This is a genomic window from Corynebacterium pilbarense (assembly GCF_026930265.1).
GTDB lineage: Bacteria > Actinomycetota > Actinomycetes > Mycobacteriales > Mycobacteriaceae > Corynebacterium > Corynebacterium pilbarense.
This window is the reverse complement of sequence record NZ_JANRML010000002.1, coordinates 224,554-249,545: the sequence shown is the minus strand read 5'-3', so window position 1 is coordinate 249,545 and position 24,992 is coordinate 224,554. Positions and strand designations below refer to the sequence as shown.

30 protein-coding genes are annotated in these 24,992 nt (G+C 66.4%); 18 read left to right on the top strand and 12 right to left on the bottom strand.

Going from position 1 to position 24,992, the window contains the following annotated elements:
* Nucleotides 1-6: 6 nt before the first annotated feature.
* Nucleotides 7-1,056 carry a uroporphyrinogen decarboxylase gene (gene hemE / locus NUW87_RS03140; RefSeq protein ID WP_269027180.1) on the top strand — a complete coding sequence of 350 codons (1,050 nt, stop codon included), beginning with the start codon at nucleotides 7-9 and terminating at the stop codon, nucleotides 1,054-1,056.
* Nucleotides 1,056-2,492, top strand: coding sequence for a protoporphyrinogen oxidase (locus tag NUW87_RS03135; RefSeq protein WP_269027179.1), 1,437 nt, complete (start codon nucleotides 1,056-1,058; stop codon nucleotides 2,490-2,492). The genes hemE and NUW87_RS03135 overlap by 1 nt, the downstream gene beginning before the upstream one ends.
* On the opposite strand, the gene NUW87_RS03130 is transcribed toward NUW87_RS03135, so the two are convergent.
* Nucleotides 2,489-2,905, bottom strand: a complete 417-nt coding sequence (locus NUW87_RS03130; RefSeq protein ID WP_269027178.1) for a type II toxin-antitoxin system VapC family toxin — start codon at nucleotides 2,903-2,905, stop codon at nucleotides 2,489-2,491. The genes NUW87_RS03135 and NUW87_RS03130 overlap by 4 nt on opposite strands.
* Entirely contained in the window at nucleotides 2,902-3,321 is a 420-nt protein-coding gene (locus tag NUW87_RS03125; protein ID WP_269027177.1) for a FitA-like ribbon-helix-helix domain-containing protein, read from the bottom strand. Before NUW87_RS03125 ends, NUW87_RS03130 begins: the two co-directional genes overlap by 4 nt.
* A 100-nt stretch (nucleotides 3,322-3,421) precedes the next feature.
* Between NUW87_RS03125 and NUW87_RS03120 the strand changes: the two genes are divergently transcribed.
* Nucleotides 3,422-4,183 (top strand): DedA family protein, encoded by a 762-nt coding sequence (locus NUW87_RS03120; RefSeq protein WP_269027176.1) that lies wholly within the window; start codon nucleotides 3,422-3,424, stop codon nucleotides 4,181-4,183.
* A gap of 146 nt (nucleotides 4,184-4,329) precedes the next feature.
* On the opposite strand, the gene NUW87_RS03115 is transcribed toward NUW87_RS03120, so the two are convergent.
* Nucleotides 4,330-5,166 carry an NAD(P)-dependent oxidoreductase gene (locus tag NUW87_RS03115; RefSeq protein WP_269027175.1) on the bottom strand — a complete coding sequence of 279 codons (837 nt, stop codon included), beginning with the start codon at nucleotides 5,164-5,166 and terminating at the stop codon, nucleotides 4,330-4,332.
* Nucleotides 5,167-5,186: 20 nt separating this feature from the next.
* Between NUW87_RS03115 and hemL the strand changes: the two genes are divergently transcribed.
* Genes hemL through NUW87_RS03075 form a run of 8 tightly spaced genes read left to right on the top strand, consistent with a single transcriptional unit; the run spans nucleotide 5,187 to nucleotide 12,416 of the window.
* On the top strand, nucleotides 5,187-6,512 hold the full coding sequence (gene hemL / locus NUW87_RS03110) for a glutamate-1-semialdehyde 2,1-aminomutase (RefSeq protein ID WP_269027174.1): 1,326 nt from the start codon (nucleotides 5,187-5,189) through the stop codon (nucleotides 6,510-6,512).
* Nucleotides 6,513-7,115 (top strand): histidine phosphatase family protein, encoded by a 603-nt coding sequence (locus tag NUW87_RS03105; protein ID WP_269027173.1) that lies wholly within the window; start codon nucleotides 6,513-6,515, stop codon nucleotides 7,113-7,115.
* An 8-nt stretch (nucleotides 7,116-7,123) separates the two neighbouring features.
* On the top strand, nucleotides 7,124-7,696 hold the full coding sequence (locus tag NUW87_RS03100) for a TlpA family protein disulfide reductase (RefSeq protein WP_269027172.1): 573 nt from the start codon (nucleotides 7,124-7,126) through the stop codon (nucleotides 7,694-7,696).
* On the top strand, nucleotides 7,697-8,470 hold the full coding sequence (locus tag NUW87_RS03095) for a cytochrome c biogenesis CcdA family protein (protein ID WP_269027171.1): 774 nt from the start codon (nucleotides 7,697-7,699) through the stop codon (nucleotides 8,468-8,470).
* Nucleotides 8,471-10,135 (top strand): cytochrome c biogenesis protein ResB, encoded by a 1,665-nt coding sequence (locus tag NUW87_RS03090; protein ID WP_269027170.1) that lies wholly within the window; start codon nucleotides 8,471-8,473, stop codon nucleotides 10,133-10,135.
* A gap of 30 nt (nucleotides 10,136-10,165) precedes the next feature.
* Nucleotides 10,166-11,143, top strand: a complete 978-nt coding sequence (ccsB, locus tag NUW87_RS03085) for a c-type cytochrome biogenesis protein CcsB (protein ID WP_239217558.1) — start codon at nucleotides 10,166-10,168, stop codon at nucleotides 11,141-11,143.
* A complete protein-coding gene (gene galE, locus NUW87_RS03080) occupies nucleotides 11,143-12,162 on the top strand; it encodes a UDP-glucose 4-epimerase GalE (protein ID WP_269027169.1) in 1,020 nt (339 codons plus the stop codon). The genes ccsB and galE overlap by 1 nt, the downstream gene beginning before the upstream one ends.
* A complete protein-coding gene (locus NUW87_RS03075; RefSeq protein ID WP_194560141.1) occupies nucleotides 12,159-12,416 on the top strand; it encodes a helix-turn-helix domain-containing protein in 258 nt (85 codons plus the stop codon). The genes galE and NUW87_RS03075 overlap by 4 nt, the downstream gene beginning before the upstream one ends.
* A gap of 302 nt (nucleotides 12,417-12,718) precedes the next feature.
* On the opposite strand, the gene NUW87_RS03070 is transcribed toward NUW87_RS03075, so the two are convergent.
* Entirely contained in the window at nucleotides 12,719-12,985 is a 267-nt protein-coding gene (locus NUW87_RS03070) for a hypothetical protein (protein ID WP_034997834.1), read from the bottom strand.
* A 40-nt stretch (nucleotides 12,986-13,025) separates the two neighbouring features.
* Between NUW87_RS03070 and NUW87_RS03065 the strand changes: the two genes are divergently transcribed.
* Nucleotides 13,026-13,337 carry a DUF4229 domain-containing protein gene (locus NUW87_RS03065; protein ID WP_269027168.1) on the top strand — a complete coding sequence of 104 codons (312 nt, stop codon included), beginning with the start codon at nucleotides 13,026-13,028 and terminating at the stop codon, nucleotides 13,335-13,337.
* A gap of 1 nt (nucleotide 13,338) precedes the next feature.
* On the opposite strand, the gene NUW87_RS03060 is transcribed toward NUW87_RS03065, so the two are convergent.
* From NUW87_RS03060 to NUW87_RS03040, 5 genes are all read right to left on the bottom strand, one after another.
* Nucleotides 13,339-14,097 carry an ATP-binding cassette domain-containing protein gene (locus NUW87_RS03060; protein WP_194560143.1) on the bottom strand — a complete coding sequence of 253 codons (759 nt, stop codon included), beginning with the start codon at nucleotides 14,095-14,097 and terminating at the stop codon, nucleotides 13,339-13,341.
* Nucleotides 14,098-15,114 (bottom strand): ABC transporter permease, encoded by a 1,017-nt coding sequence (locus NUW87_RS03055; protein WP_239217563.1) that lies wholly within the window; start codon nucleotides 15,112-15,114, stop codon nucleotides 14,098-14,100.
* Nucleotides 15,111-16,109 (bottom strand): substrate-binding domain-containing protein, encoded by a 999-nt coding sequence (locus NUW87_RS03050; RefSeq protein WP_239217564.1) that lies wholly within the window; start codon nucleotides 16,107-16,109, stop codon nucleotides 15,111-15,113. Before NUW87_RS03050 ends, NUW87_RS03055 begins: the two co-directional genes overlap by 4 nt.
* A gap of 45 nt (nucleotides 16,110-16,154) precedes the next feature.
* Complete coding sequence (locus NUW87_RS03045; protein WP_239217565.1) at nucleotides 16,155-17,057, bottom strand: AEC family transporter; 903 nt, start codon at nucleotides 17,055-17,057, stop codon at nucleotides 16,155-16,157.
* A 107-nt stretch (nucleotides 17,058-17,164) separates the two neighbouring features.
* Nucleotides 17,165-18,136, bottom strand: a complete 972-nt coding sequence (locus tag NUW87_RS03040) for a 1,4-dihydroxy-2-naphthoate polyprenyltransferase (protein WP_269027232.1) — start codon at nucleotides 18,134-18,136, stop codon at nucleotides 17,165-17,167.
* 39 nt (nucleotides 18,137-18,175) lie between these two features.
* Between NUW87_RS03040 and NUW87_RS03035 the strand changes: the two genes are divergently transcribed.
* Genes NUW87_RS03035 through NUW87_RS03025 form a run of 3 tightly spaced genes read left to right on the top strand, consistent with a single transcriptional unit; the run spans nucleotide 18,176 to nucleotide 21,081 of the window.
* Nucleotides 18,176-19,015, top strand: a complete 840-nt coding sequence (locus NUW87_RS03035; RefSeq protein ID WP_269027167.1) for a glycosyltransferase — start codon at nucleotides 18,176-18,178, stop codon at nucleotides 19,013-19,015.
* Nucleotides 19,016-19,025: 10 nt separating this feature from the next.
* Nucleotides 19,026-20,402: a TrkH family potassium uptake protein gene (locus NUW87_RS03030; RefSeq protein ID WP_269027166.1), complete on the top strand. Its 1,377-nt coding sequence runs from the start codon at nucleotides 19,026-19,028 to the stop codon at nucleotides 20,400-20,402.
* Complete coding sequence (locus tag NUW87_RS03025) at nucleotides 20,395-21,081, top strand: potassium channel family protein (protein WP_269027165.1); 687 nt, start codon at nucleotides 20,395-20,397, stop codon at nucleotides 21,079-21,081. The genes NUW87_RS03030 and NUW87_RS03025 overlap by 8 nt, the downstream gene beginning before the upstream one ends.
* 61 nt (nucleotides 21,082-21,142) lie before the next feature.
* On the opposite strand, the gene NUW87_RS03020 is transcribed toward NUW87_RS03025, so the two are convergent.
* The gene (locus NUW87_RS03020; protein ID WP_269027164.1) at nucleotides 21,143-21,490 is read right to left on the bottom strand and encodes an ArsR/SmtB family transcription factor; all 348 of its coding nucleotides are present in this window, start codon (nucleotides 21,488-21,490) and stop codon (nucleotides 21,143-21,145) included.
* A gap of 82 nt (nucleotides 21,491-21,572) precedes the next feature.
* On the opposite strand from NUW87_RS03020, the gene arsB reads away from it, so the two are divergent.
* Complete coding sequence (gene arsB, locus NUW87_RS03015; protein ID WP_269027163.1) at nucleotides 21,573-22,661, top strand: ACR3 family arsenite efflux transporter; 1,089 nt, start codon at nucleotides 21,573-21,575, stop codon at nucleotides 22,659-22,661.
* The gene (locus NUW87_RS03010) at nucleotides 22,658-23,065 is read left to right on the top strand and encodes an arsenate-mycothiol transferase ArsC (protein WP_269027162.1); all 408 of its coding nucleotides are present in this window, start codon (nucleotides 22,658-22,660) and stop codon (nucleotides 23,063-23,065) included. Before arsB ends, NUW87_RS03010 begins: the two co-directional genes overlap by 4 nt.
* 7 nt (nucleotides 23,066-23,072) lie before the next feature.
* Here the strand turns inward: NUW87_RS03010 and NUW87_RS03005 are convergent, their stop codons facing one another.
* On the bottom strand, nucleotides 23,073-23,228 hold the full coding sequence (locus NUW87_RS03005; RefSeq protein ID WP_181889732.1) for a hypothetical protein: 156 nt from the start codon (nucleotides 23,226-23,228) through the stop codon (nucleotides 23,073-23,075).
* A gap of 51 nt (nucleotides 23,229-23,279) precedes the next feature.
* Entirely contained in the window at nucleotides 23,280-23,855 is a 576-nt protein-coding gene (locus NUW87_RS03000; RefSeq protein ID WP_269027161.1) for a TetR/AcrR family transcriptional regulator, read from the bottom strand.
* Nucleotides 23,856-23,944: 89 nt separating this feature from the next.
* Here NUW87_RS03000 and NUW87_RS02995 point away from each other — a divergent pair, with 89 nt between their 5' ends.
* Entirely contained in the window at nucleotides 23,945-24,967 is a 1,023-nt protein-coding gene (locus tag NUW87_RS02995; RefSeq protein WP_269027160.1) for an ABC transporter permease, read from the top strand.
* The last annotated feature ends 25 nt before the right edge of the window (nucleotides 24,968-24,992 follow it).

The following is a 24,992-nucleotide window of genomic DNA, read 5'->3' as shown; positions in this document are numbered from 1 at the left end:
GGTGCCATGACCAGACGCGATCTTACCAACGCCCCCCTGCTCGAGGCGGCTCACGGCCGCACCCCCTCGCGCACCCCGGTGTGGTTCATGCGCCAGGCCGGCCGCTCCCTGCCCGAATACCGCAAAGTGCGCGAAGGCATCCCCATGCTGGACTCGTGCTTCATGCCGGAACTTCTCGCGGAGATCACGCTGCAGCCGGTGCGCCGCCACGACGTCGACGCCGCGATCCTGTTCTCCGACATCGTGGTCCCGCTCAAGGCCGCGGGTGTGGACGTGGAAATCGTGCCCGGCCGTGGTCCGGTCATGGGGGAGGCGGTGAGGTCGCGGAGTGACGTCGAGAAGCTGCCTTTGCTTGACGACGAAGTCGCCGCCGTGGCCGATGGCATCCGCATCATCCTCGACGAACTAAGCGACACCCAAGCCCTGATCGGGTTCGTCGGCGCGCCGTTTACCCTGGCCAGCTACCTCATCGAGGGCGGGCCGAGCAAAAACCACGAGAAGACCAAGGCGATGATGCACGCCGAACCGGAGACCTGGCACGCGCTGATGCGCCGCCTGGTGCCCACGATCATCGCGTTTCTGCGCACGCAGGTCGAGGCCGGCATCGACGCGATGCAGCTGTTCGACTCCTGGGCGGGGTTCCTCACCGAAGCCGACTACCGCGAATTCGTGCTGCCGTACTCCGTGGAAATCCTCGAATCCGTCGCGGGCGAGATCCCGCGCATCCACTTCGGTGTGGCCACCGGCGAACTGCTCGGCGCGATGTCCGAAGCCGGCAGCGAGGTGATGGGCGTGGACTGGCGCGTGCCGCTGGATACGGCCGCGACCCGTTTCGCCTCCCCGCGCGTGCTGCAGGGCAACTTGGACCCGGCCATGCTGTTCGCCGGCACTGACGTGGTGCGCGGCGAGGTCGCGCGCATCAAGGCCGAGGCCGCGCGGGCAATCAAGGCTGGCGACGCCACCGGGCACATCTTCAACCTCGGCCACGGCGTGTTGCCCACCACCGACGCGGACGCGGTCACCGAGGCCGTGCGCATCATCCACGAGGAGAGCTAATGAACATCGCCATCATCGGCGCAGGACTTGCGGGCCTGACCGCCGCGTACGAACTTCGCAGCACGGGCTCCGCCCGCGCAGGGGAAGAAGACGACCTGAAGGTCGACGTCTACGAGGCCACCGACCGCCTCGGCGGCAAGCTCCACACCGTCGCCTTCGAGGCCGGCCCCACCGACATGGGCGCCGAGGCGTTCATGGCGCGCCGCCAGGACGCCGTGGACTTCTTCACCGAGCTCGGCCTGGCCGACTCGCTGGTGGAACCGTCCGGCCTGCGCTCTTTGGTGTGGGTCGACGGCGAGGCGCGCGGGCTGCCCACCGGCGGCGTGATGGGCATCCCGTCCACGTCCGAGACCGTCAAGCACCTGGTCAGCGAGGACACCGCGCAGCGCATCGACACCGAGGCCGAGCGCGAAGGCTTCGACTGGGAGGTCGGCGGCGACGTCAACGTCGGCAAGCTTGTGCGCGAGCGCTACGGCGACGAAGTGGTGGACAACATCGTCTCCTCCCTGCTCGGCGGGGTGTACTCCTGCACCGCCGACGACCTCGGCGTGCGCGCGACCATCCCGCAGCTGGCGGAGGAGCTCGACCGCCTCGCCGTCGACGGGCCAGTCCACCTGTCCACCGCCGTGGCCAACCTGGAGCGCTCCCGCCGCGAGATGCCCACCGGCCAGGGCGCGGTGTTCAAGACGTTCCGCGACGGCTACCAGGAGGTCTACGAGACGCTCGCCGAGAAATCCGGCGCGGACATCTACATCGACGCGTTCATCTCTGCGATCAGCCTCGAGGGCTCAGCTGAGGCACCGAAGTACCGCCTCAAGGGCGGCGAGGACAAGGCATACGACCACGTCATCCTCGCCGTGCCCGCCCCCACCGCGGCGCTGCTGCTCAAAGAGGTCGCGCCTGCGGCCTCCGAGGCGCTGAAAACCGTGAAGCTCGCCAACTCCGCCGTGGTGGGCATGCGCTTTGCCACCGACGAGGGCCTGCCGCAGAACTCCGGCGTCCTCGTGTCCACCGGCGCCGAGGACGTCCACGCGAAGGCGTTCACGTTCTCCTCGCGCAAGTGGCCGCACCTCGCCGAGCGCGGCGGGGCACTGGTGCGCGCCAGCTTCGGCCGCTACGGCGACAACGTCGCCATCACCGCCACCGAGGACGACCTCGTGGACTGGGCCCTCGACGACCTCAAAACCATCACCGGCTTCGACGGCCGTGCCGCCGGCCTCGAGGAAATCTACGTCCAACGCTGGCTCGGCGGCCTGCCCCGCTTCGACGAGAACCACCTCGCCACCGTGGCCAAGGTGCGCAGCCTGCTTAACGACGAACCAAAGGCCTCCCACATCTCCCTCACCGGCGCGTGGGCCGGTGGGGTCGGCGTGCCGGCAGTTATCGCCGATGCGAGGGCTGCGGCGGCAGCTGCCGTCGATAAGCAAAAGCCCTAAACCCACGGGTTGATGAGTTCCACCCCTGTGCCCTCAAAATCCTTGACGTTGCGAGTGGCCAGGGGAGCGTTGTGGGTGCGACAAATAGCGGCGATCATCGCGTCTGCGTCCTGAATTGGCCTGCCCACCGCCTTGCGCGCGGCTTTGACCGGGCCGAACTCAGCGGCAGCGATGAAGTCGTAGTCCAAAACGGCGCCTCGCAGCAACAGCTCGTCGAGCGTCGCAGTAACAACCGCTGCGAGCCGTTCAGTTTTGTGACCCGGCGGGAGCAGAGCCACGCCGGCCATGAGCTCGCCCGCTGCGATTGAGGTGGTCCACTTCTCGTCCACGACCGTGTCTAGCCAGTCGACGCACCGCTTATCCGGCCGGGGCTTCATTAGCTCCGACAACACATTCGTATCCAGAATGATCATGAGAAATCCGGGAGGTCACGGCTGCCGGTGCGTTTTGGGGGCTCAAAGTCATCGAAACCGCCGTATTCCCTTGAAAGCTCGTAGATGATCCGGCCAGCGTCAACGGGGCGTGTTCCCCTGTCAAGGATCGCGCGAACTTCATCGGCCACCGAATGCCCTCGTTGCTGAGCTTGGTCCTCCAGCCGACGCTGTGTTTGATCGGACAAATGCAGCGCCGAAATGGGATCGCCCTTTGGGTATGCGACGAGGGCGTTGTTCTTGCTTGGAAATGCGGCGTCCTCAAGAATGCTCCTGGCCTGTGCCTCCATCGACCTGCCATTCTGCTTCGCCTGGCGCTGGATCTGATCCTTGACTGTGACATCCAGCCCCCGGATGGTCAGAGTGGCCGTTTTCCGTTCTTTCTGAGGTGCTGTCATTTTCGGCCTCCTTGACGGTTACGTTTGCTAGCAAAACGCTAGCACGCTGTCGTCCGCTTGGGTAGGGGGTGCGGGCGGATGTGCACTAGGTTGATCACCTATGGAAGAACACGCGGATCCACGCGAGACCACCGCCGAGAAGGAGTGGTGGGAAGAAGAAGGCCTGCCCTGGAACAGCAAACCCACCAAGGCTGACTACTGGTGCCTGGGCTGGTTCGGCTTCGTCGGCATCTTCGGCCTGGCCATGATCCCGCTGCGGGCGTGGCTTTTGGGCCTGGACCCGCCGATCATGCTGGCGCTGACCGGCTCGCGCGTCGGCGCCGCGTCCACCGGTGCACTCGCCGCGGTGGGGGAGGCGCCGCACTGGCTGTTGTTCCTGCTCATCGGGTCGATCGTGAACATCAAGTTCGACTGGATTTACTGGTGGGCCGGCAAACTCTGGGGGCGCGGGATCCTGGACGTACAGGCCGCGAACTCGCCGCGCGCCGCGAAAAACATCGAGCGCGTGGAGAAGTGGGCCGTGAAGCTGGGCTGGCTGGGCATCTTCCTCGCCTACGTGCCCATCCCGCTGCCGATCGCGTTCGTGGTGTTCGTGCTCATGGGCATGACCGGGATGCCGCTGTGGAAGTTCATGGTCCTGGACTTCATCTCCAAAACCATCTGGTCCTTCCTCTACCTGGGCCTGGGCTGGTGGATCGGCGAGCCAGTGGTGATGGTGCTGGAGCAGTACGCCAAGGTGGCCAACTGGATCGCCATCGCGCTGCTGGTGGTGGTGTTCTACGGCATCTTCCGCAACCAGGGGAAGAAGAAGCCGACGGTGCAGCCCGAGGTGGTGGGCAACGAGCTCGAGGCCGGGCGGTAGGCCGGCCGGGCGGAGCCGCCAAAAGTCGAGCGGCAGAGGTCGAGTACACCCTGTTTTAGGCCCGGACTCGACCTCCCGTACTCGACTTTCGCGTCGGTGGGCGAAGGGGGCCTGACAGATTCCGCCGCGAAGTGTCGGGCCCGCCGCTAGCGGTTGACCACGACGGTGGAGAAGTCCTCGTCGCCGCGGCCGGCGTCCTGCTGCGCCTCCAGCGACGCCAAGGCGGCGCGCACCGCGGGCAGGTCCTTGTCCGAGGAGGCGAGCATCAGGCGGGCGTCCTTGGCGATGGCGTCGGCGGTGAAGTCGCCGGGCGACGTAGAGCGCTCGCCCAAAAGGAACGGTGACTTCATGTTCACGATGAACTCAAGGCCGGTGGAGCCGAGCATGTCCACCACCTGCTCCTGCGACAACCCCTGGGATTCGCCCAGGTAGAGCGCCTCCTTGAACCCTTCGATGGTCACGGCCAGGGCGAGGTTGGCAAGCAGTTTGCCCACGGCGGCGCCGGCGGCGGTGTCCACTTCCTTGAGCCGTGAAGGGTTGGCGGCGGCCCAGGGGGAGATGACGTCGGCGACTTGAGAGCGTCGAGAGGCATCGGCGCCCCCGACGTACACGCCGAGCTTGCCGGCGCGCGCGGGCGGCAGCGAGCCGACCACCGGGGTGTGCACGTAGCCGGGCACGGCGTCGGCGAAGGCGGCGGCGTCGGCGGGGGAGATGGTGGTGGCGTCGGCCCAGGTCACGCCGTCGGGGATCAGCCCGGGTTCGATCACCACCTCACGGACGACGTCGGGGCCGAACAGACAGGTGATCACCAGCTCGGCGCCCTCGACCGCCTCCGCGGGCGTAGAGGCGGCGGTAGCGCCGCGCGAGACCAGCGGCTCGGTCTTCTCTGCGGTGCGGTTCCATACGGTCAGTTCGTGGTCGTCGACGAGCTTGAGCGCGAGCTCCGTGCCCATGCGACCGAGGCCTAAAAACGCGATTTTCATATGCCCTAGGATAGACAACCATGACTGCGGAAAAGCCGACTTCAGCTAACACCCAGCGCTCGCACGAATTGTTCGAGCGGGCGCAGAAAACCACCCCGGGCGGCGTGAACTCGCCGGTGCGCGGTTTCGGCTCGGTGGGCGGGCAAACCCGCTTCATCCAGAGCGCGCACGGCTCCCAGCTCGTGGACGTGGACGGCAACTCGTACGTGGACCTGGTGTGCTCCTGGGGCCCGATGGTGCACGGCAACGCCCACCCGAAGATCGTCGAGGCGGTGGAGAAAGCCCTGCACAACGGCCTGAGCTTCGGCGCGCCCACGGAGGCGGAGATCCAGATCGCGGAGCACATTGTCAAGCGCACGTCGGTGGAGGAGGTGCGCATGGTCAACTCCGGCACGGAGGCCACCATGTCCGCGGTGCGTCTGGCGCGCGGGTTCACGGGCCGGCCGAAGATCATCAAGTTCGAGGGCTGCTACCACGGCCACGTGGACGCGCTGCTGGCGTCCGCGGGCTCCGGCATCGCCACGTTCTCGCTGCCGGATTCCCCGGGCGTGACTGGCGCGCAGGCGCAGGACACCATCGTGGTGCCGTACAACGACATCGAGGCCGTGGAGCGCGCGTTCCGCGAGAACGAAGGCCAGATCGCCGCGGTCATCGCGGAGGCGGCCGCGGGCAACATGGGCACCGTCGCACCGCGCAACGACTTCAACGCCAAGCTCAAGGAGCTCGCGCATCTCAACGGCGCACTGCTCATCCTCGACGAGGTGATGACGGGCTTCCGCACCTCGTATGCCGGCTGGTACGGCGTGGACAACGTCGCGGGCGACCTGACCACCTTTGGCAAGGTCGTCTCCGGCGGCCTGCCGGCGGCGGCGTTCGGCGGCCGCCGCGACATCATGGAGCACCTCGCGCCGAACGGCCCCGTCTACCAGGCGGGCACCCTGTCCGGTAACCCGGTGGCGATGGCATCCGGCCTGGCCTCGCTGGAGCTGGCGAGCGAGGACATCTACCCGACGCTGAACAAGAACGCCGACCTTCTGGAGCGTTTGCTTCACGACGCCCTGACGGCCGAAGGCGTCACCCACCACATCCAACGCGCGGCGACCATGCTGTCCATCCGGTTCGGTGAGGGCGAGGGCCACAACTTCGCCGACATGCAGGCCGCCGACACGTTCCGCTACGCCCCGTTCTTCCACGCCCTGCTGGACGCTGGCGTGTACGCGCCGCCGAGCGCGTTTGAGACCTGGTTCGTCTCCACCGCCCTGACGGACGAGGATTTCGGCCGCATCGAGGACGCACTGCGCGGCGCCGCGAAGGCCGCCGCTGCGGCGCAACCCGCGGAGGCCTAGATGACGAAGACAACGGTGCACCTGGTGCGACACGGCGAGGTGTACAACCCGAAGAAGATCCTCTACGGGCGCATGCCGGGCTACCACCTGTCTTCCCGCGGCAACTCCATGGCCGTGGCTACCTCGAAGTTCTTCCGCGGCCGCGACGTGGTCTATCTGGCGGCGAGCCCGCTGGAGCGCGCGCAGGAAACGGCGCGCCCGATCGCGGAGGTCACCGGCTGCGAGGTGGATACCCGCGAGGACGTCCTGGAGGCGGGCAACACCTTTGAGGGCCTGCGCACGAAGGGGTGGCGCTCGCAGCTGATCAACCCGATCCGCTGGCGGCACATGACCAACCCGCTCGAGCCGAGCTGGGGCGAGCCCTACCAGGAGATCTTCGAGCGCATGTGGTCCGCGGTCGAGGACGCCCGCAGCAAGGCCCAGGGCCACGAGGCTGTGATGGTCAGCCACCAGCTGCCGATTGTGATGGTGCAGCGCCACGTGCAGGGCAAGCGCCTGGCGCACGCGAGCCGCAACTGCGACCTGGCCAGCGTGACCTCACTTGTGTTTGACGGCGACAGTGTTGTTGACTGGGCCTACAGCACTCCTGCCCAGCACATTTGAGAGGTACTATGCGCAAGCTTTTCGCCGCGCCGCTTTGCGCGGCCGCGCTTTTGCTGACCGCCTGCTCCGGCGCGGACAACGGCGGCAACTTCGCGTTCCACTCGCCGGGCGGGCAGACTGAAATCTTCTACGAGGAGGCGGACCGCAAGCCCCTGGCCGGCTTCGAGGGCGAATCGCTTCTCGACGAAGGCCAGACCATCGCCCTGAGTGATTTCGAGGGCGAGATCGTCGTGCTCAACGCGTGGGGCCAGTGGTGCGCGCCGTGCCGCGCGGAGGTGGACGACCTGCAGCAGGTGCACGAGCATTTGCAGGAGCAGAACTCCGGCACCGTGCTTGGCATCAACGTCCGCGACCCGAATCCGCAGATCGCGCGGGATTTCCTGGCGGATAACGGCGTGACCTACCCGTCGATCTACGACCCGCCGTTTAAAACCGCGGCGCACCTCGGCGGCGTGCCGTCCTCGGTGATCCCGACGACGATCGTGCTTGACAAGCAGCACCGCCCGGCTGCGGTGTTCCTCCGTGAGATCACCGCGGACGATCTGCTCGAGGTCATCGACCGCCTCGACGGGGAGGCCTAGGTGGGCTTCGCCGATCTTGTCGCCGACGGCCCGCTGCTGCTCGGCCTGCTCGCCGCCGCGGTTGCCGGGTTAGTCTCCTTCGCCTCCCCGTGCGTGATCCCGCTGGTGCCGGGCTACATCTCCTACCTGACAGGCGTGGTCGGCGGGGAGATGACGCTGGATGAAAAGGGCGCACGCGTGTCCCGTAAACACTGGGCGGTTGCCGGTGCCGCCCTGCTGTTCATCGCCGGGTTCACCGTGGTGTTCCTGCTTGCCACCGTCACGGTGTTCGGCGCGGTTAGCGCCATCAGGCTCAACGCGCAGACGCTCACCCGCATAGGCGGGGTGGTCACCATCCTCATGGGCCTGGTGTTCATGGGCGCCGTGCCCGCGCTGCAGAAGGACACCCGCTTCCAGCCGAAAAAGTGGACCACCATCATCGGCGCGCCGCTGCTCGGCGGGATCTTCGCACTCGGCTGGACACCGTGCCTGGGGCCCACGCTGGCCGCCATCATTTCGGTGTCCGTGGGCACTCAGGGCTTCACCGCGGCGCGCGGCGTGGTGCTCGTCATCGCGTACTGCATCGGGCTGGGTTTGCCGTTTCTGCTTGTCGCGTTCGGCTCGTCGAAGGCCGTGCGCAGTATCGACGTGCTGCGCCGCCACTCCCGCGGCATCCAGATCGCCGGCGGCATCGCCATGATCGTTGTCGGCATCATGCTGCTCACCGGCGCCTGGGACGTGTTTATCGGTTGGTCGCGCCAACTCGTCGACGGATTCGGAGGGACGATCATCTAAATGAAGACGGCACAGACCTGGCTGAAAAAGGCGTGGCACTGGCTCACCAGCATGCGCACCGCGCTGATGCTGCTGTTCGTGCTTGCCGTGGCGTCCATCCCGGGCGCATTGTTGCCGCAGCGCACCGTGTCGTCCTCGCTGGTGGACGACTACCTCAAGGCCAACCCCACCACCGGCCCGATCTATGACAAGCTGCAGCTTTTCGATGTCTTCCAGTCCACCTGGTTCCTCGCCATCATCCTGCTGCTGACCATTTCCCTGGTCGGCTGCATCATCCCGCGCTCCATCGACCACTGGCGCGCCTACAAGGCCAAGCCGACGCGCGCGCCCAAGTACTTGGGACGCATGCCGCACCACGTGGAGGGGGAGGTTGCGGGGGCGCCGGAGGACGTCGAGAAGCAGTTGCGTAAGCAGCTGAAACGCTGGCACGTGGCGTCCTACACCCCGGACGAGGACCGCGCCGGGGCGTACTCGATTTCCGCCGAGCGCGGCTACACGCGCGAGCTGATGAACTTGATTTTCCACATCGGCATCGTCGCCATGATCCTCACCTTCGTGGCTGGCCGCATGGTGTTTTATGAAGGCCAGGTCATCGTGGTCACCAACTCGGAGGCCGAATCCGCGGTGCCGGTGGAGCAGTCGCGGGTGTTCTGCAACACTTCGCCCGCCAACTTCGACGTCTTCCGGGCAGGCCCGCTTTTCGACGGCACCGGCCTGACCCCGTTTTGCTTCGAATCCCAGAACTTCTCGGCCACCTACCTGAATAACGGCCAGGCCAACGAGTTCTCCTCCGACATCACCTACACCGACGACCTGACGGTCCCGCAGGAGGAGTGGACGCCCACGAGCCTGGCGGTGAACCACCCGCTGCGCGTGGGCGGCGACCGTGTCTACCTGCAGGGCCACGGCTTCGCCCCGCAAGTAACCATTACGTGGCCGAACGGGGAGACCCGCACGCAGATGATGCAGTTCCGGCCCACCGACGTGTTCACGTTCCTGTCCTCCGGCGTGATGCGCTTCGACCCGCCCGCCGGCATGTACCCGGACCTGGCGGAGCGCCGCCAGCACCAGATCGCCATCGAAGGCAACTTCGCACCCACCGCCCGCTGGGCCGGGCCGAACGGCGACCAGCTGCAGTCAGCGTTCCCCTCCATGGACGACCCGGCGGTGTCCGTGGACGTCTACGTCGGCGACGCCGGCTTGGACACCGGCCGGCCGCAAAACATCTTCGTGCTGGACCAGTCCCTGGTCGCCGACGGACGCCTGGAAAAAGTCGCCCGCGTCCAGCTCACCCCCGGCTCCGTCGCCACCGTGGACACCGGCGACGGCGAGGTGAAGGTGCGTTTCGATGGCGCCGCCGAATACGCCAACTACCAAATCTCCCGCGACCCGACGCAGGTGTGGGCGCTGCTCGCGTCCACGGTGATGCTCGCGGGTCTGGCTGGCTCGCTGGCGATCAAGCGCCGGCGTATCTGGGTCAGGTTGCGGCCGGGGACCTCGGACGTAGGGGAGGGGCCCGTCACCCAAGTCGAAATCGCCGGGCTCGCCCGCACCGACCGCGCCGGGTGGGGCCGCGAATTCGATGACATCGCCGCCGCCATCCTCGGTCTCGAACCCGATGACGATGAGGGCGAGCAGGGGGAGTTCAACCCCTATGACCTTTGATTACACTGGTTAGTGGAGTAGGTTAAGGGCATGCTCGTCAACACAACCATGGCGGAGCTGTCTGACCTGACGTTCCGCACCGCGTTCATCGTCTACATCGTGGCGCTGATTCTGGCGTTCATCTACTACGGCCGCGTCAACAGCGTCATCGAGGCGCGCCGCGAGGCCCTGGCGGAGCAGAAGGTGCTGGTTGGCGCTGGGGGACCGGAGGTCGTCGAGAAGCAAAAGTCCGACGAGGACATGATCGCCAACGCCCGCAAATGGGCTGGCATGACCCAGGCGCTTGTCTGGGTCGGCGTGGCGCTGCACCTGGTGGCGTTTGTCACCCGCGGGCTCGCCGCCGGGCGGTTCCCGCTGGGCAACCTGTACGAGTACATCCTGTTCATGACCGCCGTGATCATGGTCGTCGCCGCCGTAGTGGTGCAGCGCAAAAACTGGCACACCGTGTGGCCGTGGCTGCTGTTCCCCATGGTCATCGCGATGTTCTTGAACTCCACGGTGTTCCACATGCAGGCCGCGCCCGTGGTGCCCGCGCTGCAGTCCTACTGGATGCCAGTGCACGTGTCTACGGTGTCCATCGGCGCGTCCGTGGGCCTGGTCTCCGGCGCGTTCGCCCTGCTGTACCTGCTGCGCATGCGCCAGCCGCGCGGCGAAGAACACGGATTCCTGGGTGCGATCCTCCGCCCGCTGCCGGACGCGAAAACGCTGGACCAGATCGCGTACAAAACCGCGGTGGTGACCCTGCCGCTGTTCGGCATCGGCATCGTTTTCGGCGCGATTTGGGCCGAGGTGGCCTGGGGCCGTTTCTGGGGCTGGGACGCCAAGGAAACCGTCTCCATGATCACCTGGATCCTCTACGCCGCCTACCTCCACGCGCGCGCGACGGCCGGGTGGAAGTCCGCCGCGGCCGCCTGGATCAACGTCTTCGCCATGGCCATGACGATCTTTAACATGACGTACGTGAACACCGTGATCGCCGGCCTGCACTCCTACGCGGGGCTGAACTAGTGAAGGTTCTGATTACCGGCGGGGCCGGCTACATCGGCTCCACTATTGCGTCCTGCTGCGCTGACGCCGGGATCACCCCGGTGATTGTGGACGATTTTTCCACCGGCCTGCGCGTCTTCGGCCAGCGCTTCGCCTGCTACGAGGGCGACGTCGCCGACGAGGCGTTGCTGGAGCGGGTGCTCGCCGACCACCCGGACATCGACGCGGTGATCCACTGCGCCGCCAAAATCGTCGTGCCCGAGTCGGTGGAGCAGCCCTTGGTGTACTACGACAACAACGTGGGCAAGGCCATCACGCTGCTGTCCGTGCTCGAGCGGCACGGCGTGCGCCGGTTCGTGCTGTCGTCGACGGCATCGATGTACGAGCCGGGGCCGGACTACATGGTGGACGAGACCAGCGCGGTTGATCCTCAGAGCCCGTACGCAGCGTCGAAGTGGCTGCTGGAGCGGGTGCTTCGCGACGAATCCGCCACCGGCCGCCTCGGCGTCGTCGCGCTGCGCTACTTCAACCCGATCGGCGCCGACCCGGCGCTGCGCACCGGCCTGCAGAACCCGCACCCCACCCACGCCATGGGCAAGATGATCGAGGCCCACGCCGCCGGCGAGCCCTTCACCGTCACCGGCGTGGACTGGCCCACCCGCGACGGCTCTGGCCTGCGCGATTACATCCACGTCTGGGACCTTGCCCGCGCGCACGTCGCGGTGCTTCAGCGCTTCGACTCTGTGGTGGGGGATTCCGGCTACGACGTGATCAACCTCGGCACCGGCCAGGGCACCACCGTGTTCGAGCTCGCCGAGGCGTTCGGCGAAGCCACCGGCACCCCGCTTGAGGTCCGCACCGGCCCCGCCCGCCCCGGCGACGTGGTCGGCAGCGCGTCGCGCACCGACAAGGCCCAGTCGGTTTTGGGGTGGTCCGCGGAGCTCTCGCTTGTCGACGGCGTCCGCGACGCCCTCGCCTGGGCCGAGAAACTGCCCGCAGTGCTCACCGAGGAAGCCGGACGGAAGGAGGCGGGCCGATGAGCGACGCCCACCACAAACCCCGCAACAAGCAGGGCAAACCCGCCAGCGACGACCCGGTGCTGATCGCGTTGGGGGAGCAGATCGCCTCTAGGCGCCGCGCCACCGGCCGCCTCCAACAAGACGTCGCCGACGCCGCCGGGGTGTCCCGCTCCACCCTGCATACCATCGAGCACGGCGGCGCCGGCGTGCGCTGGGAGAAGGTCATCGCCGTGGCGGCGGAGCTCGGCCTGCGCGTCGGGTTCACCGAGGCGTAGGTCGGGCTTCTTCCGCTCGCCGCGGCCGCGTTCCGCCCCCGCCGCTGACACTCCGCGGCGGAATCTGTCAGAGCGGCCCTATCTGCCCAGGTCGGCGCAAACGGCTGCCGTGATTTGTCAGGAACCCGGCGCCTTTCCGAAATTTGTTCACGATCAGGCTCGTCCCTGGTGAACAAATTCCGGGCGACCGGGTAGCGACCTGGGGGAATGGAGCTCGCAGCCCCGAGAAATGGGCCCAAAACCCGAATTTGTTCACCCGGCTAGTGAACAAATCTGGACAGGGGCCGCCTAGCCCCAAATATCTAGCTGTCACCGCGGCGTCGGCGGCGTTCCTCTTCCTCCCGGCGCTTGCGCTCGGCCTCTTCGCGGGCGCGGCGCTCCTTGAACCGGTTTTTCTCGATGTTCCAGAGGAACTCTTCGTCGTCGTCAGGGCCTTTGATCTCCGGCTTCTGGCCGGGCTGCGGCCCGCCACGCAGCGACCCGTAGCGCTCGGCGGAGCCGGGGCCGAACGCGCGCCAGAGCAGCGCGACGGCCAGGACAACCAATGCGAGGAGTAACAACCTTCCCATGGTTTTAAACATACTTGGCCACCGGATAGGGTGAACAACCGTGACTGATCAAGTTTCCCCGCAGGTAGACCCGGAGGCGAAGTCCCGGGCGAACAAGGCCGTGGCTATCTACGGCTTGGACCGCCTGCTGTTGTTCATTGCGCTGACGGTGGTGATCCAGCTGCTGGCGGTGTTCATCGGCGCGCCGGTGCCGGTGATCATGTCGGCGCTGCTGGCGCTGATTGTGGCGTTCCCGCTGTCGATGCTGCTGTTTAAACGCCACCGCCTGGAGGCGAACGAGGCGGTGGCGGAGCTGAAGCGCCAGCGGGCGGCGCGCAAGGACTGGATCCAGACGGAGCTTGCGGAGCGCTAGCTTATCGACGCAACTCGTGGCTGAGCGCCTCCAGCTCGCCGCCGCCGGCCATCTGGTGGGTCAGCTCCTCGAGGGTGACCTCGGACCGAGGCGCGTCGAGTTCTTGGTGGCCGAGCTTCAAGATGGTGAAGTGGTCGCCCACCAAGAAGGCGTGGTGGGGGTTGTGGGTGACTAACACGACGGCGATGCCGCGCTCGCGGGCGGCGGCGACCATGCGCAGCACCGCCCCGGACTGTTTCACGCCGAGAGCTGCGGTGGGCTCGTCAAGGATCAGCACGCGGGCGCCGAAGTAGACGGCACGGGCGATGGCGATGACCTGGCGTTGGCCGCCGGAGAGGTTGCCGGCCTCGACGTCCACGTCTGGGATGTCAATGCCCATCTCTAGAAGCTGCTCGGAGCAGATCCGCTTCATCTCTGCCTGGCGCAGCACGCCGAACGCGCCGGTGAGTTCCTGGCCGAGGAAGAAGTTGCGCCACACGCTGAGCTCGTCGACGATCGCCAGCGTCTGGTGGACGGTGGCGATGCCGGCGCTGATGGCGTCGCGGGGGGAGGTGAGGGTGGATGCGGAGCCGTCGATAAGCATGGTGCCCGAGGTGGGTTGATGCAGGCCCGACAGGATTTTGATCAGGGTGGATTTGCCGGCGCCATTGTCGCCGAGCACGCAGGTGACTTCGCCTTCGCGCACGGCGAGGTTGACGCCGCGTAGCGCCTCGAAGCTGCCGTAGGACTTGGTGATGTTTTCCAGTTCGATGACAGCCACTTAGCGCCCCTTGGTGTATTTGGCGAAGGAGGTGTTTGCGAGCACCGCCACCAGCAGTGTCGCGCCGAGGAAGAACTTGAACCAGTCCGGGTTCCAGCCGGCGTAGACGATGCCCTGGTTGGTCATGCCGAAGATCAGCGCTCCGATGGCGGTGCCGACGGCGGTGCCGCGCCCGCCCGTCATGGCGCAGCCGCCGATGACCGCGGCGATGATGTAGAGGAACTCGTTGCCCACGCCCTGGCCGGCCTGGATGGAGTCGAAGGCGAACAGGGTGTGCATGCCCACGAACCACGCGGCGAAGCCGATGCCCATGAACAGCAAAATCTTCACGCGGCGCACCGGCACGCCGACGGCGCGGGCGGCATCCTGGTTGCCGCCGACCGCGGTGATCCAGCCGCCGAGCTTGGTGCGGAACAGCACGAACGATGCCACGGCGACGAAAAAGATCCACCACAGGACCGTCACGGAGATGCGCACGTTGCCGATGTGGAAGTTGCCGGCGAACACGGCGTGGGCCGACGGGAAGCCCTCCATGTCCGCGATGGTGGGGGTGGCCACCTGGCCGGTGACCAACTTCGTCACCGCAAGGTTGAGACCTTGGAGCATGAGGAAGGCCGCCAGGGTGATCAGGAAGGAATCGATGCCGGTGCGCGTGACCAAAAAGCCGTTGAGCGCGCCGATGGCCAGCGAGATCCCCAGCGCGAGGAACGCGCCCACCCACGAGTTCAGGTGCAGGTTGTAGTTCAGCATCGTCGCGGCGAGCGCGGCGGTGGTCACGGCGACGCCGGAGGAGAGGTCGAACTCCCCGCCGATCATGAGCATGCCCACCGCCAGCGCCACAATGCCCAGGGTGGAGCTGGCGTACAGCGTGGTGGCCAGCGCCTCAAAGGAGCGGAACGCCGGCGCCACGGAGAGGAAGAAGACGAAGATGGCGATGAAGCCGAGGAGGCTGGCAAACTCCGGGCGGCGGATCAGGCGCGCGAACCCGGTGCGGGTTTTCAGGCGGTCGTCCCTCATCGCATGCCCGCCTTCGCGGCCTCTTCGACCTTGTCCACGTTGCTTTGGTCCACGAAGCTCGGGCCCGTGTAGACGGGGCGCCCGCCGCCGAGGGTGCCGCCGTTGCGTTTTGCAATCCACAGCGAGTCCACCGCCAGGTAGCCCTGCAGGTACGGCTGCTGGTCCACGGCCCACGCCACGCGGCCGTCCGCGATGGCGCCAACGAGCTCTGCGTTGGTGTCGAAGGTGGACACCTGCGCCTGCGCGCCGGACTGGTTCACGGACTCCACGGCGCGCATTGCCACCGGCGCCTGCAGTGCAAACACGGTGTCGAAGGAGCGGTCCTGGGAAAGCTTCGAGGTGATGGTGGACTGCACGGCGGTGAGGTCCTGGCCGTTGACGTACAGCAGCTCCACCGCGTTTGCGTCGCCGCCGAGGCCATCGCGCACACCGGCGCAGCGCGCCTCCTGCGAGGAGTTGCCCTGCTCGTGGATCACGCACAGCACCTTCTTCTTGCCTTCCTCCTTGAGACGCTCGCCAGCGGCGCGGCCGGCGACGGTCTCGTCCTGGCCGAAGAAGCCGGTCATCCCGTAGTCCTGGTACGCGGTCATGCCGGCGTTGAGGCCGACCACGGGGATGCCGCGGTCCACGGCGTCGCGCGCCGCCGGGCCGATCGCCTCCGCATTCGGCATGGTCACGGCGATGCCGTCCACGCCCGCGTCCACCGCGGAGCGCACGAGGTTCGCCTGGTTGGGCGCCTGCGGGTCGGAGGAGTAGCGCAGCTCGATGTTGTCTTTCTTCGCGGCGTCCTCGGCGCCCTTGCGCACGAGGTCCCAGTAGGTGTCGCCGGGCGCGCCGTGGGTGACCATCGCCACCACGTACCGCGGGGTGTCCACACCGCCCGCCGTGCCGCCGCCGTTTTCGTTGCGGGGGGCGCCGCCTGTCGACGAGCATCCGCCCAACACCGCCACCACCGCGAGCAACACGGCGGCCACTGTTTTCCGCGCCTTGGTCATTGCCAAAGTGTGAACCACTCCACTCGCTCCGTCAAGCGAAGGCACCTAGAACACCCCGGCGATGAGCAGCATCGCGGGCAGCGCCAGGAACGTGGTGAGGAAGACCGTGTCGCGGCAGATCACCTCACCCGAGCGGTACGTCGCCGCGTAGTTGTACACGTTCTGCGCGGTGGGCAGCGCGCACAGGATCAGCGCGGCGTACATCTCTTCCGGCCCTAGGTGCAGAAGCTTTGCGACGATCCACGCCACCGCCGGCATGCCCACCAGCTTCAACGCGGTGGCGGTGATGGTGGGGCCGCGGTGGCTTGTCAGCACCTTCTCGCCGGTGAGTGACGCGCCGAAGCTCATCAGGATCAGCGGGATGGACGCCCCGCCCAGGATCTCCAGCGGCGCCAACACCGGCTCCGGCACGGTCCAGGAGGCCGCGGAGACGGCGAAGCCCGCGAACGCCGCTACCACCACGGGCGCGGTCAGCCCGGACAGCACGGACTTGGCAACGCCGGAGGAGCTGCGGTCCAGCCCGCCGATCACGATGGGGGAGAGCACCGCCATTTGCAGGACGAGGGCGGGCACGACGAAGGTGGCGTCGCCAAGCACATAGGTTGCAATGGGCAGGCCGATGTTGACGGAGTTGTAGTAGCTCGACGACGCCGCGCCCGCCATCGTCTCGGCCGCGTCCTGGCGGAAGAAAACCGCGCTGATCGCCCAGTAGATGAGCATGGTCACCACCGTGGCGACGGCGATGACCAGGATGACCGGAGAGAAAAACGCGTCCGTGTCCGAGACCGCCACCGAGGAGAAAATCAGCGACGGGGTGGCTACGTGGAACGCGATGCGGTTGAGCTGCAGACGCTGCTCGCCCGGCCCGATGACGCCTTTGTGGGCCAGCCACCACCCCGCCGCGATGACGGTGAAGATGATGGCGAAACCGGTGAGGACGTCAAGCATGCCCGTGAGTGTATCGCCGGGGCTGGGGGTGGTCGCGTTTGGGAATGTGGCAAATATTTGCCACATTGCGAAAACGAGGCACCTGCGCGCCCGATCGGCACCTGCGACTACATCGAAGACAACGGCGCGTACGGCACGGCCTCGCCCATACCGCCGAACTGACCCCAGAACGACCAGCCGAACCACGCGAACGCCACCGCGGTGACCACGGCCCAGGCCAGCATGGTCTTGCCGTTCAGCCCCAGCACCGGGATGAGCTCTTTGCCCGAAGCCCCTCCGCGGACCTTCAACACGCTCGTCACCGCCAGCGGCAGCGCCACAAGCGCCGCCAGCGCAGACACGGTGGTCATCGACAGCACCACTGAAATGAAGAACGGGAACAACGTCAGGACGGTGAAGAGGGTGCGCGCGTTGGCGTCGCCAAGCCTCACCGCAAGTGTGCGCTTGCCGGCGGCCGCATCGGTGGGGATGTCGCGGATGTTGTTGGCCAGGTTCACCGACGCGGAGATCGCGCCGATGGCCAGCGCGCACAGGAAGCCTTCCCAGGACACCATTCCGGACTGGGTGTATTCGGTGCCCATGACGGCAACCAGCCCGAAGAACACAAACACCGATAGTTCGCCGAAGCCGGAGTAGCCGTAGGGGCTGTCGCCGCCGGTGTAGAACCACGCCGCGGCGATGCACAGCGCGCCCACCAGTACGAGCCACATTGCGCCCGCCACCGCGGACAGGATCACGCCGAACACCGCGGCGGCGCCGAACGCGATAAACGCCGCGAGCTTCACCTGCTCCGGCGCGGCCAGCCCGGAGCCGGTCAGGCGCGTCGGGCCGGTGCGGTCGTCGTCGGTGCCGCGGATGCCGTCGGAGTAGTCGTTGGCGTAGTTCACGCCGATGATCAGCGCCCACGCCACTAAAAGCGCGAGCACTGCGCGGCCGGGGTGGGCCTGCAAGGTCAGGGCCGCCACGCCGGTGCCGGCGATGACGGGGGCGAAAGCGTTGGGCCAGGTGTGGGGGCGGGCGGCTTCCCACCAGTCGCGGGGTGTGGCGGTGTGAGTCCCAGTGTCAGTCATGCCCTCCATCATGCACCCTCCCTCGCCGGTCGGCTAGGGTAATGCGCCATGTGGATTGACTACGCCGTGCGGCAGGGGTTCGTGGCCACCGGCGCATTCGTTCGTCTCCCGTTGCTGCTCAACGCGGCGCACAACTCGGATAAGCGTTTCCCGGAGGACGGCGAAACCGTCATTTCTTTGACCACCCACGGCACCCGTTTGCGCTCCGCGTCCGCGGCGATCGCGTCGCTTCTGGTGGGCACGGTGCGCCTGCCGGTGCACCTGTGGCTGGATCCCGTGGATTTTCACGCCCGGTGGCCGGACGCGCTGAGGGCGTTGGCGGATCGCGGCCTGCAGGTGCACGAATCCACCGGCGGCCTGGGCCCGCACACCAAGTACTACGGCACGTTCCAGCAGTACCCGGACTGCAACGTCATTACCGTCGACGACGATGTGCTTTACCCGCATACCTTCGCGCAGAAGCTTATCGACGCCCCTTCGGCCACCACCATCACCGCCTACCGCGCCCACAGAGTCGTGCTGGATGAAGACGGCATCGCCCCGTACAAGAAGTGGAAGCCGGTGCGCAGCGCCGAGCCGTCGATTCTGCACTTCGCCACCGGCGTGGACGGCGTGCGCTACCCGAAGGAGATGGTGCGCTACGTCGCCGAGCGCGGCACGGAGTTTTTGGACCTCGCCCCACGCGCCGACGATGTGTGGTTGAACCATTGCGCCCTGCGCGCCGGGTTTCCGGTGAAGCAGGTTTCGGAGCGCTCGGCGAACTTTCCGCTGGTCCCGGGCTCGCAGCGTGTGCGCCTGTCGCGGGTGAACCTCTCGGGCGGCAACGATGTCCAAATCGCGGCGACGTATTCAGCAGAAGACGTAGCCAAGCTGCGCGCCGCGGAGTAGCGTTTGGCCGGTGAATGACACAGCCTCCTCGAGGTGGTTCGGCCCCGCGCAACTGACTGCGCTGGGCTTTCTAGCCCTGATCCTCGCCGGCACAGCGCTGCTTTCCATGCCGTTCGCCTCCGCTGATGGCGCGCCGACAGCGCTGATGAGCGCGCTGTTCACCGCCACGTCCGCGACCACTTTGACCGGCCTGGTCACCGAGGACACTGGCAGCCACTGGAGCCTGGCCGGACAGCTCATTGTGCTGGCGCTGATCCAGGCCGGCGGCCTGGGCATTATGAGCATTACCTCGCTTACCGGCATGCTGCTCACCGGCCGGGTAAAGCTGCGTTCGCGGTATGCCACGGCAGCCGAGGGGCGGCCGATTTTGGAGGGTGGGGTGAGGCGGACGCTCGTGGCAACGCTGCTGCTCACCTTCTTCTTTGAGGGGGTGGTAGCGGTGATCTTGGGCATTCGCTTCGCCACCGTCTACGGCATGGCGCCGGGACGCGCCGCATACGAGGGCGTGTTCCACGCCATCTCCGGGTTCAACAACGCCGGCTTTGGCCTGCGTCCGGACAGCCTGGTCTCCTACAACACGGACGGGTGGATCCTCATCCCGTTGGCGGGTGCGCTGATGATTGGCGGGCTGGGCTACCCGGTGCTCTCCGAGCTGGTGCGCCGCGGCCGCGAGCGGGCGCGCGGCCTGGTCCACGGCGCGCCGGTGAGCTCGCGGCGGTTGTCCATCACTACCCGCATGACGCTGAAAGCGACCGCGTTTTTGGTGGTCAGCGCCACGCTTATCATCGCACTACTGGAGTGGCGCGGCTTCCTCGCCGGTATGCCAGCCAGCGTCAAGTGCCTCAACGCGTTCTTCTCCGGGGTGACACCGCGCACCGCGGGGTTCAACTCTGTCGACTACGCCGAGGCGCACCCGATCACGCTGATGGTCACGGACATTTACATGTTCATCGGCGGCGGGTCTGCGGGTACGGCCGGCGGCATCAAGATCACCACCGCGACCGTGCTGCTAGCGGCCATGCTGGCGGAATTCAAAGGCCGCGACGCCACCACCGTCGGCCACCGCACCGTGCCAAAAGGTGTGGTGCGCCAGGCGATGACGGTGGCCGCGGCGGGGCTGGTAGCGGTGACCGCAGGCGTGGCCACGCTGCGTATTTGCGATCCCCAGTTCACCGCCGACCAGGTCAACTTCGAGGTCATCTCGGCGTTTGCCACCACGGGGCTTTCCACCGGCATCACCGCGGATTTGTCCGCCCCGTCCCAGCTCGCGCTGTGCCTGCTGATGTACCTCGGGCGCATCGGCCCGTTCACACTCGTCGCAGCGCTGGCGCTGCGCACCGTTTCCCGCAGGTTCGACTACCCCACAGAAAGGCCCTTCATTGGTTAACTTCCCCCGTTTCACGTCCACGCAGCGTTTGAATATCCCGCCCGTGGTGGTCATTGGCCTGGGCCGTTTCGGCGGTGCGATCGCCCAGGAGCTCACCCGCTACGGCGTGGAGGTCTTAGGCGTCGATGCGGATGAGCGGTTGGTACGCGAGCATGCGCCTTTGCTTACCGACGCCACCGTCGCCGACACCACCGACCCCGAAGCCTTACGCCAGCTCGGTGTACACGACGTCAAACGCGTGGTGATCGGCATTGGCTCCGCGCTGGAAGCGTCCATCCTGACCGCCTCCAACCTGGTAGATCTGGGGGTGCCCGACATTTGGGCGAAGGCAGATTCGGAGTCCCACGCCCGCATTCTGCAGCGCCTCGGCGTGCACCACGTGGTGCGCCCGGAGCACGACACCGGCCGCCGGGTGGCGCATCTGCTCGGCGGGAGGTTCCAGGATTTCGCAGAGCTGGCGGAGAACTACGGCGTGATCAAGATGGCCCCGCCGCGTGCGCTGCTGTCCGGTCCCTGCGACGCGGAAAAGCTGTGGGACAAGCACCGCGTGCAGGTGGTGTCCGTGCGCAACAGCAACGGCGAGTGGCAGCCGTTTGTGCCGGGCCAGGAGCTCTCCCCGTCGGACCTGATTGTGATGGCGGGTGCGCCGGACGACTTGGAGCGTTTCTCCCAGCAGTAGGGGCATGTGGCAGTCTTTGGGCCAGTTCTGCTGGGAGTGGTTCTGTTTCAGCTGGTGAGTCTCAGTCCATCTGCAGCACGGTGCGAAGTTCCGCGAACAGCTCCGGGCGCAGCCGGTGGAGGACCGACCTGCCCAGGCGGCTCTTTTCTAGGAGACCGGCCTCGGTAAGTTTTTTGAGGTGGTGGGAAACCGTCGGTTGGCTTAGCCCAGAGCGTTGCGTCAGTTCGCTCACGCTCATCGGCTCGCAGCCCTCTTCGGCGAGCCAGGAGAGTAGTTGCAGCCGGCCGGGGTCCGCCAAAACTTTGAACAGGGCCGCGTAACGCGTCGCGTCGTCTGCGGAGAGCAAGCCGGAGCCCAGCGAGCAGCAGTCGAGGCCAGTGTCTGCTGCCGTGGCGACAGAATCTTTCATGCTTCCTACCTTTTCATATTGACAGCGATAAATGTGCCTTTTAGTGTTCGTATTGATAATCGTCAATAGATAAGGATTCCACATGGAAGACACAACCTCTCAGCCAGTAGAGCGCATGTCATTTCTTGACCGCTTCCTACCGGTGTGGATCATGCTCGCCATGGCGGCGGGCCTTGCCCTCGGCCGGGCGGTGCCGGGGCTTTCGGGCGCACTCGAGCGCCTGGAGGTCGGAGGGATCTCGCTGCCGATTGCGCTCGGCCTGCTGGTGATGATGTACCCGCCGCTGGCCAAGGTGCGCTACGACAAGACCCGCGAGATCGCCACCGACAAACGGCTCATGACCGTGTCCATTATCTTGAACTGGATTGTCGGCCCCGCGTTCATGTTCGCGCTCGCCTGGATCTTCCTGCCTAACGAGCCCGAGCTGCGCACCGGCCTCATCATCGTCGGCCTGGCGCGCTGCATCGCCATGGTGCTGGTGTGGTCCGACCTCGCCTGCGCCGACCGGGAAGCCACCGCCGTGCTGGTGGCCATCAACTCGGTGTTCCAGGTGCTCATGTTCGGTGTGCTCGGCTGGTTCTACCTGCAGATCCTGCCGTCCTGGCTGGGCCTGGAGACCACTTCGGTGGAGTTCTCCTTCTGGGCGATCGTCTCCTCCGTGCTCGTCTTTTTGGGCATCCCGCTGCTGGCCGGGTTGCTCTCGCGCATCATCGGTGAGCGCACCAAGGGCCGCGACTGGTACGAGAACACCTTCCTGCCCCGGATCTCCCCGCTGGCGCTGATCGGCCTGCTGTACACGATCGTGCTGCTGTTTTCCCTGCAGGGCGACCAGATCCTGTCCAGGCCGTTGACCGTGGCCACGGTTGCGCTGCCGCTGCTGTGCTACTTCGTGGGCATGTTCGCTGTGGCTCTTGTGGTGGCCAAACTCTCCGGCATGGACTACGCCCAGTCGGCCTCGGTGGCGTTTACGGCCGCCGGCAACAACTTCGAGCTCGCCATCGCGGTGGCCATCGGCACCTTCGGCGCCACCTCCGCCCAGGCGCTGGCGGGCACGATTGGCCCGCTCATTGAGATCCCGGTGCTCGTCGGCTTGGTCTACCTCATGCGGGGTATCGGCCCGAAACTGTTCCCCGATGACCCAACATTGCCTCACCAAAGGAGCCTTGCATGAAGCCCTCAGTCCTGTTTGTCTGCGTCGGCAACGGCGGCAAGTCCCAGATGGCGGCGGCGCTCGCCGAGAAGCACGCGGGTAGCCAGCTCGGCATCCACTCCGCGGGTACCAAACCCGGCACGAAGCTGAACCAGGAATCGGTCGAGGCGATCGCAGAGGCTGGCGCCGACATGTCGCACGGAACGCCCAAACCCATCGATCCGGAACTGCTGCGCAGCGTCGATCGCGTCGTGGTGCTCGGAGAAGACGCGCAGGTGGAAATGCCTGACGGCGCCCGTGGCACGCTGGAGCGCTGGCGCACCGACGAACCCTCGCACCGCGGCATCGTGAGCATGGAGCGGATGCGCCTGGTGCGCGACGACATCGACGATCGCGTGCGCTCGCTTATCGACGAACTCCTGTAGCGCCTCTTTAATACGCCGGGATCATCGGGATTCGTTGCTTGTTGCGGAACCTCGACGCCTGCATGCGCGCCGGCGAGGTGCCGCGGTAGTGGGTGGTGGAGGGGGAGGTTGCGTACTTCGGATTTGTGGACGGTTTGCGGGAGCGTAGCTTCTCGTGCCTCACACCACCGCATTGTGGCACGAATTACATGGTTGTGCTTTGTGGACGATTGCTTTACGACGATCCTTCGGCCTGCGCCCGCAACCCGCAAATAAACACGTCCACGAGCCACCCCCTGCTACGGGCGAACACCTCTTCTGCCATGGCCGGCAGCGGCCGCGACAGCGCGATGATGCCGAAGTGGAAGTCTAAGACGTCGAGGTCGCCGGGGCACAGCCCGTACTTTTCCGCCTCTGTAAGGAGGGGGCGGTAGAGGGCTTTTACCTTTTCTGTTAGTGCGTTTCGTTCCTCTTGGTCCAAGTGGGGTGCGAACACGGGCAGGAATTTTTCGCCGACGGCGGGGAAGCTGATGTCCACCATCTCGGTGATGGCGCAGCGCCAGGTCGCCTCGGGGGTGTCGGGGAAGCGGGGGACGTGCTTGTCGACGACCGCGCGCATGTTGTCCATGACGTTTTCCAGCACCGCGCGGTAGAGGTCGTCCCTGGTGGGGAAGTGGCGGCTCGCGGTGGCAACGCCCACCTCTGCTTCCTTCGCAATGGTGCGCAGCGAGACCTCCGGCCCCATCTGGGCAATCAACGACGTGGCCGCTTCCACGAGCGCTTTGCGGTTTTCAGCAGCATCTTTTCGCATACTCGGCACCTTACTCTTGACAATTGGAAAGTGGAACAATATGCTCCACTTTGCTAAAGTGAAACAATCTATTCCACTTGGAGGAAACGATGAGCACAACCGTCGCGCATCAAGATGCCGCCCCCGCCGGCGGCGAGCGCACCGACAGCGCCAACGGTGCCAATGGCACCAGCAGCACCGTGAAAAAGACCATCGCCCTGATTTTGGGACTGCCGATTGTCCTCGGCCTCATGCTGTGGGCCTTTCTGGCACCCACCTTCGGCTCCGGCCCGGACGGGGTGCCGGTGGCGGTGGCGGGGCCGGAGCCGGTCGTCGAAAAGCTGCGCGCTCAGGCAGAGCAGCAGGAAGAGCACCCGGACTTCATCGCGGTGAGCTCGCAGGACGAGGCCGAAGACATGGTGCGCAACCGCGACGCGGTCGGCGCGATCGCAATCGGGCAGGGCGGCGCCACGGTCTACACCGCTTCCGGTAACGGTGCGCCGTACGTGCAGTTGCTCAATGGTCTCGCCCAGAACATGCAGGCCTCCGGCATGCCGGTGGAGACCGAGGATCTCGCTCCCACTACCGAGGACGACCCGCAGGCCCAGGGCCTGGCATTGCTCGGCTTGCCACTCGCGTTCGGCGGCGTGATCTCTGGCATGCTCGCAACCGTGCTGCTGCGCGGCCACAAGTGGTCGAAAGCCGCGGTCATCGCGGGTGTGGCGGCTCTCGGCGCGGGGGTTGCGGTCTGGATGCTGCACGGCATCTACGGCACGCTCAGCGGCAGCGTGGGTATGGAGTGGCTGGCTATCGCCCTCGGTATCGCCGCGACCTCTTCGGTCACCGCCGGGTTGGGCGCACTGTTTGGTGTGCCGGGCGCTGGCCTCGGTGCGGTGCTGACCATCTTTGTGGCTAACCCGCTGGCCGGCCTGGCAACAGGCCCGTGGATGCTGCCGGCCGGCTGGTCCACACTGGGCCAGCTCATGCCGATTGGTGCGACAGGCTACCTCGTGCGCTCGCTGAGCTTCTTCGACGGCGCGGACGCGCAGGGTTCCTGGATTGTCCTGTGCAGCTGGATCGTCGTTGGCCTGATTCTGCTGGCCTTCGACCGTTCGAAGGAGAAGACCGCGTAGGTTGTCTCTGCTCAAACACCCGTCG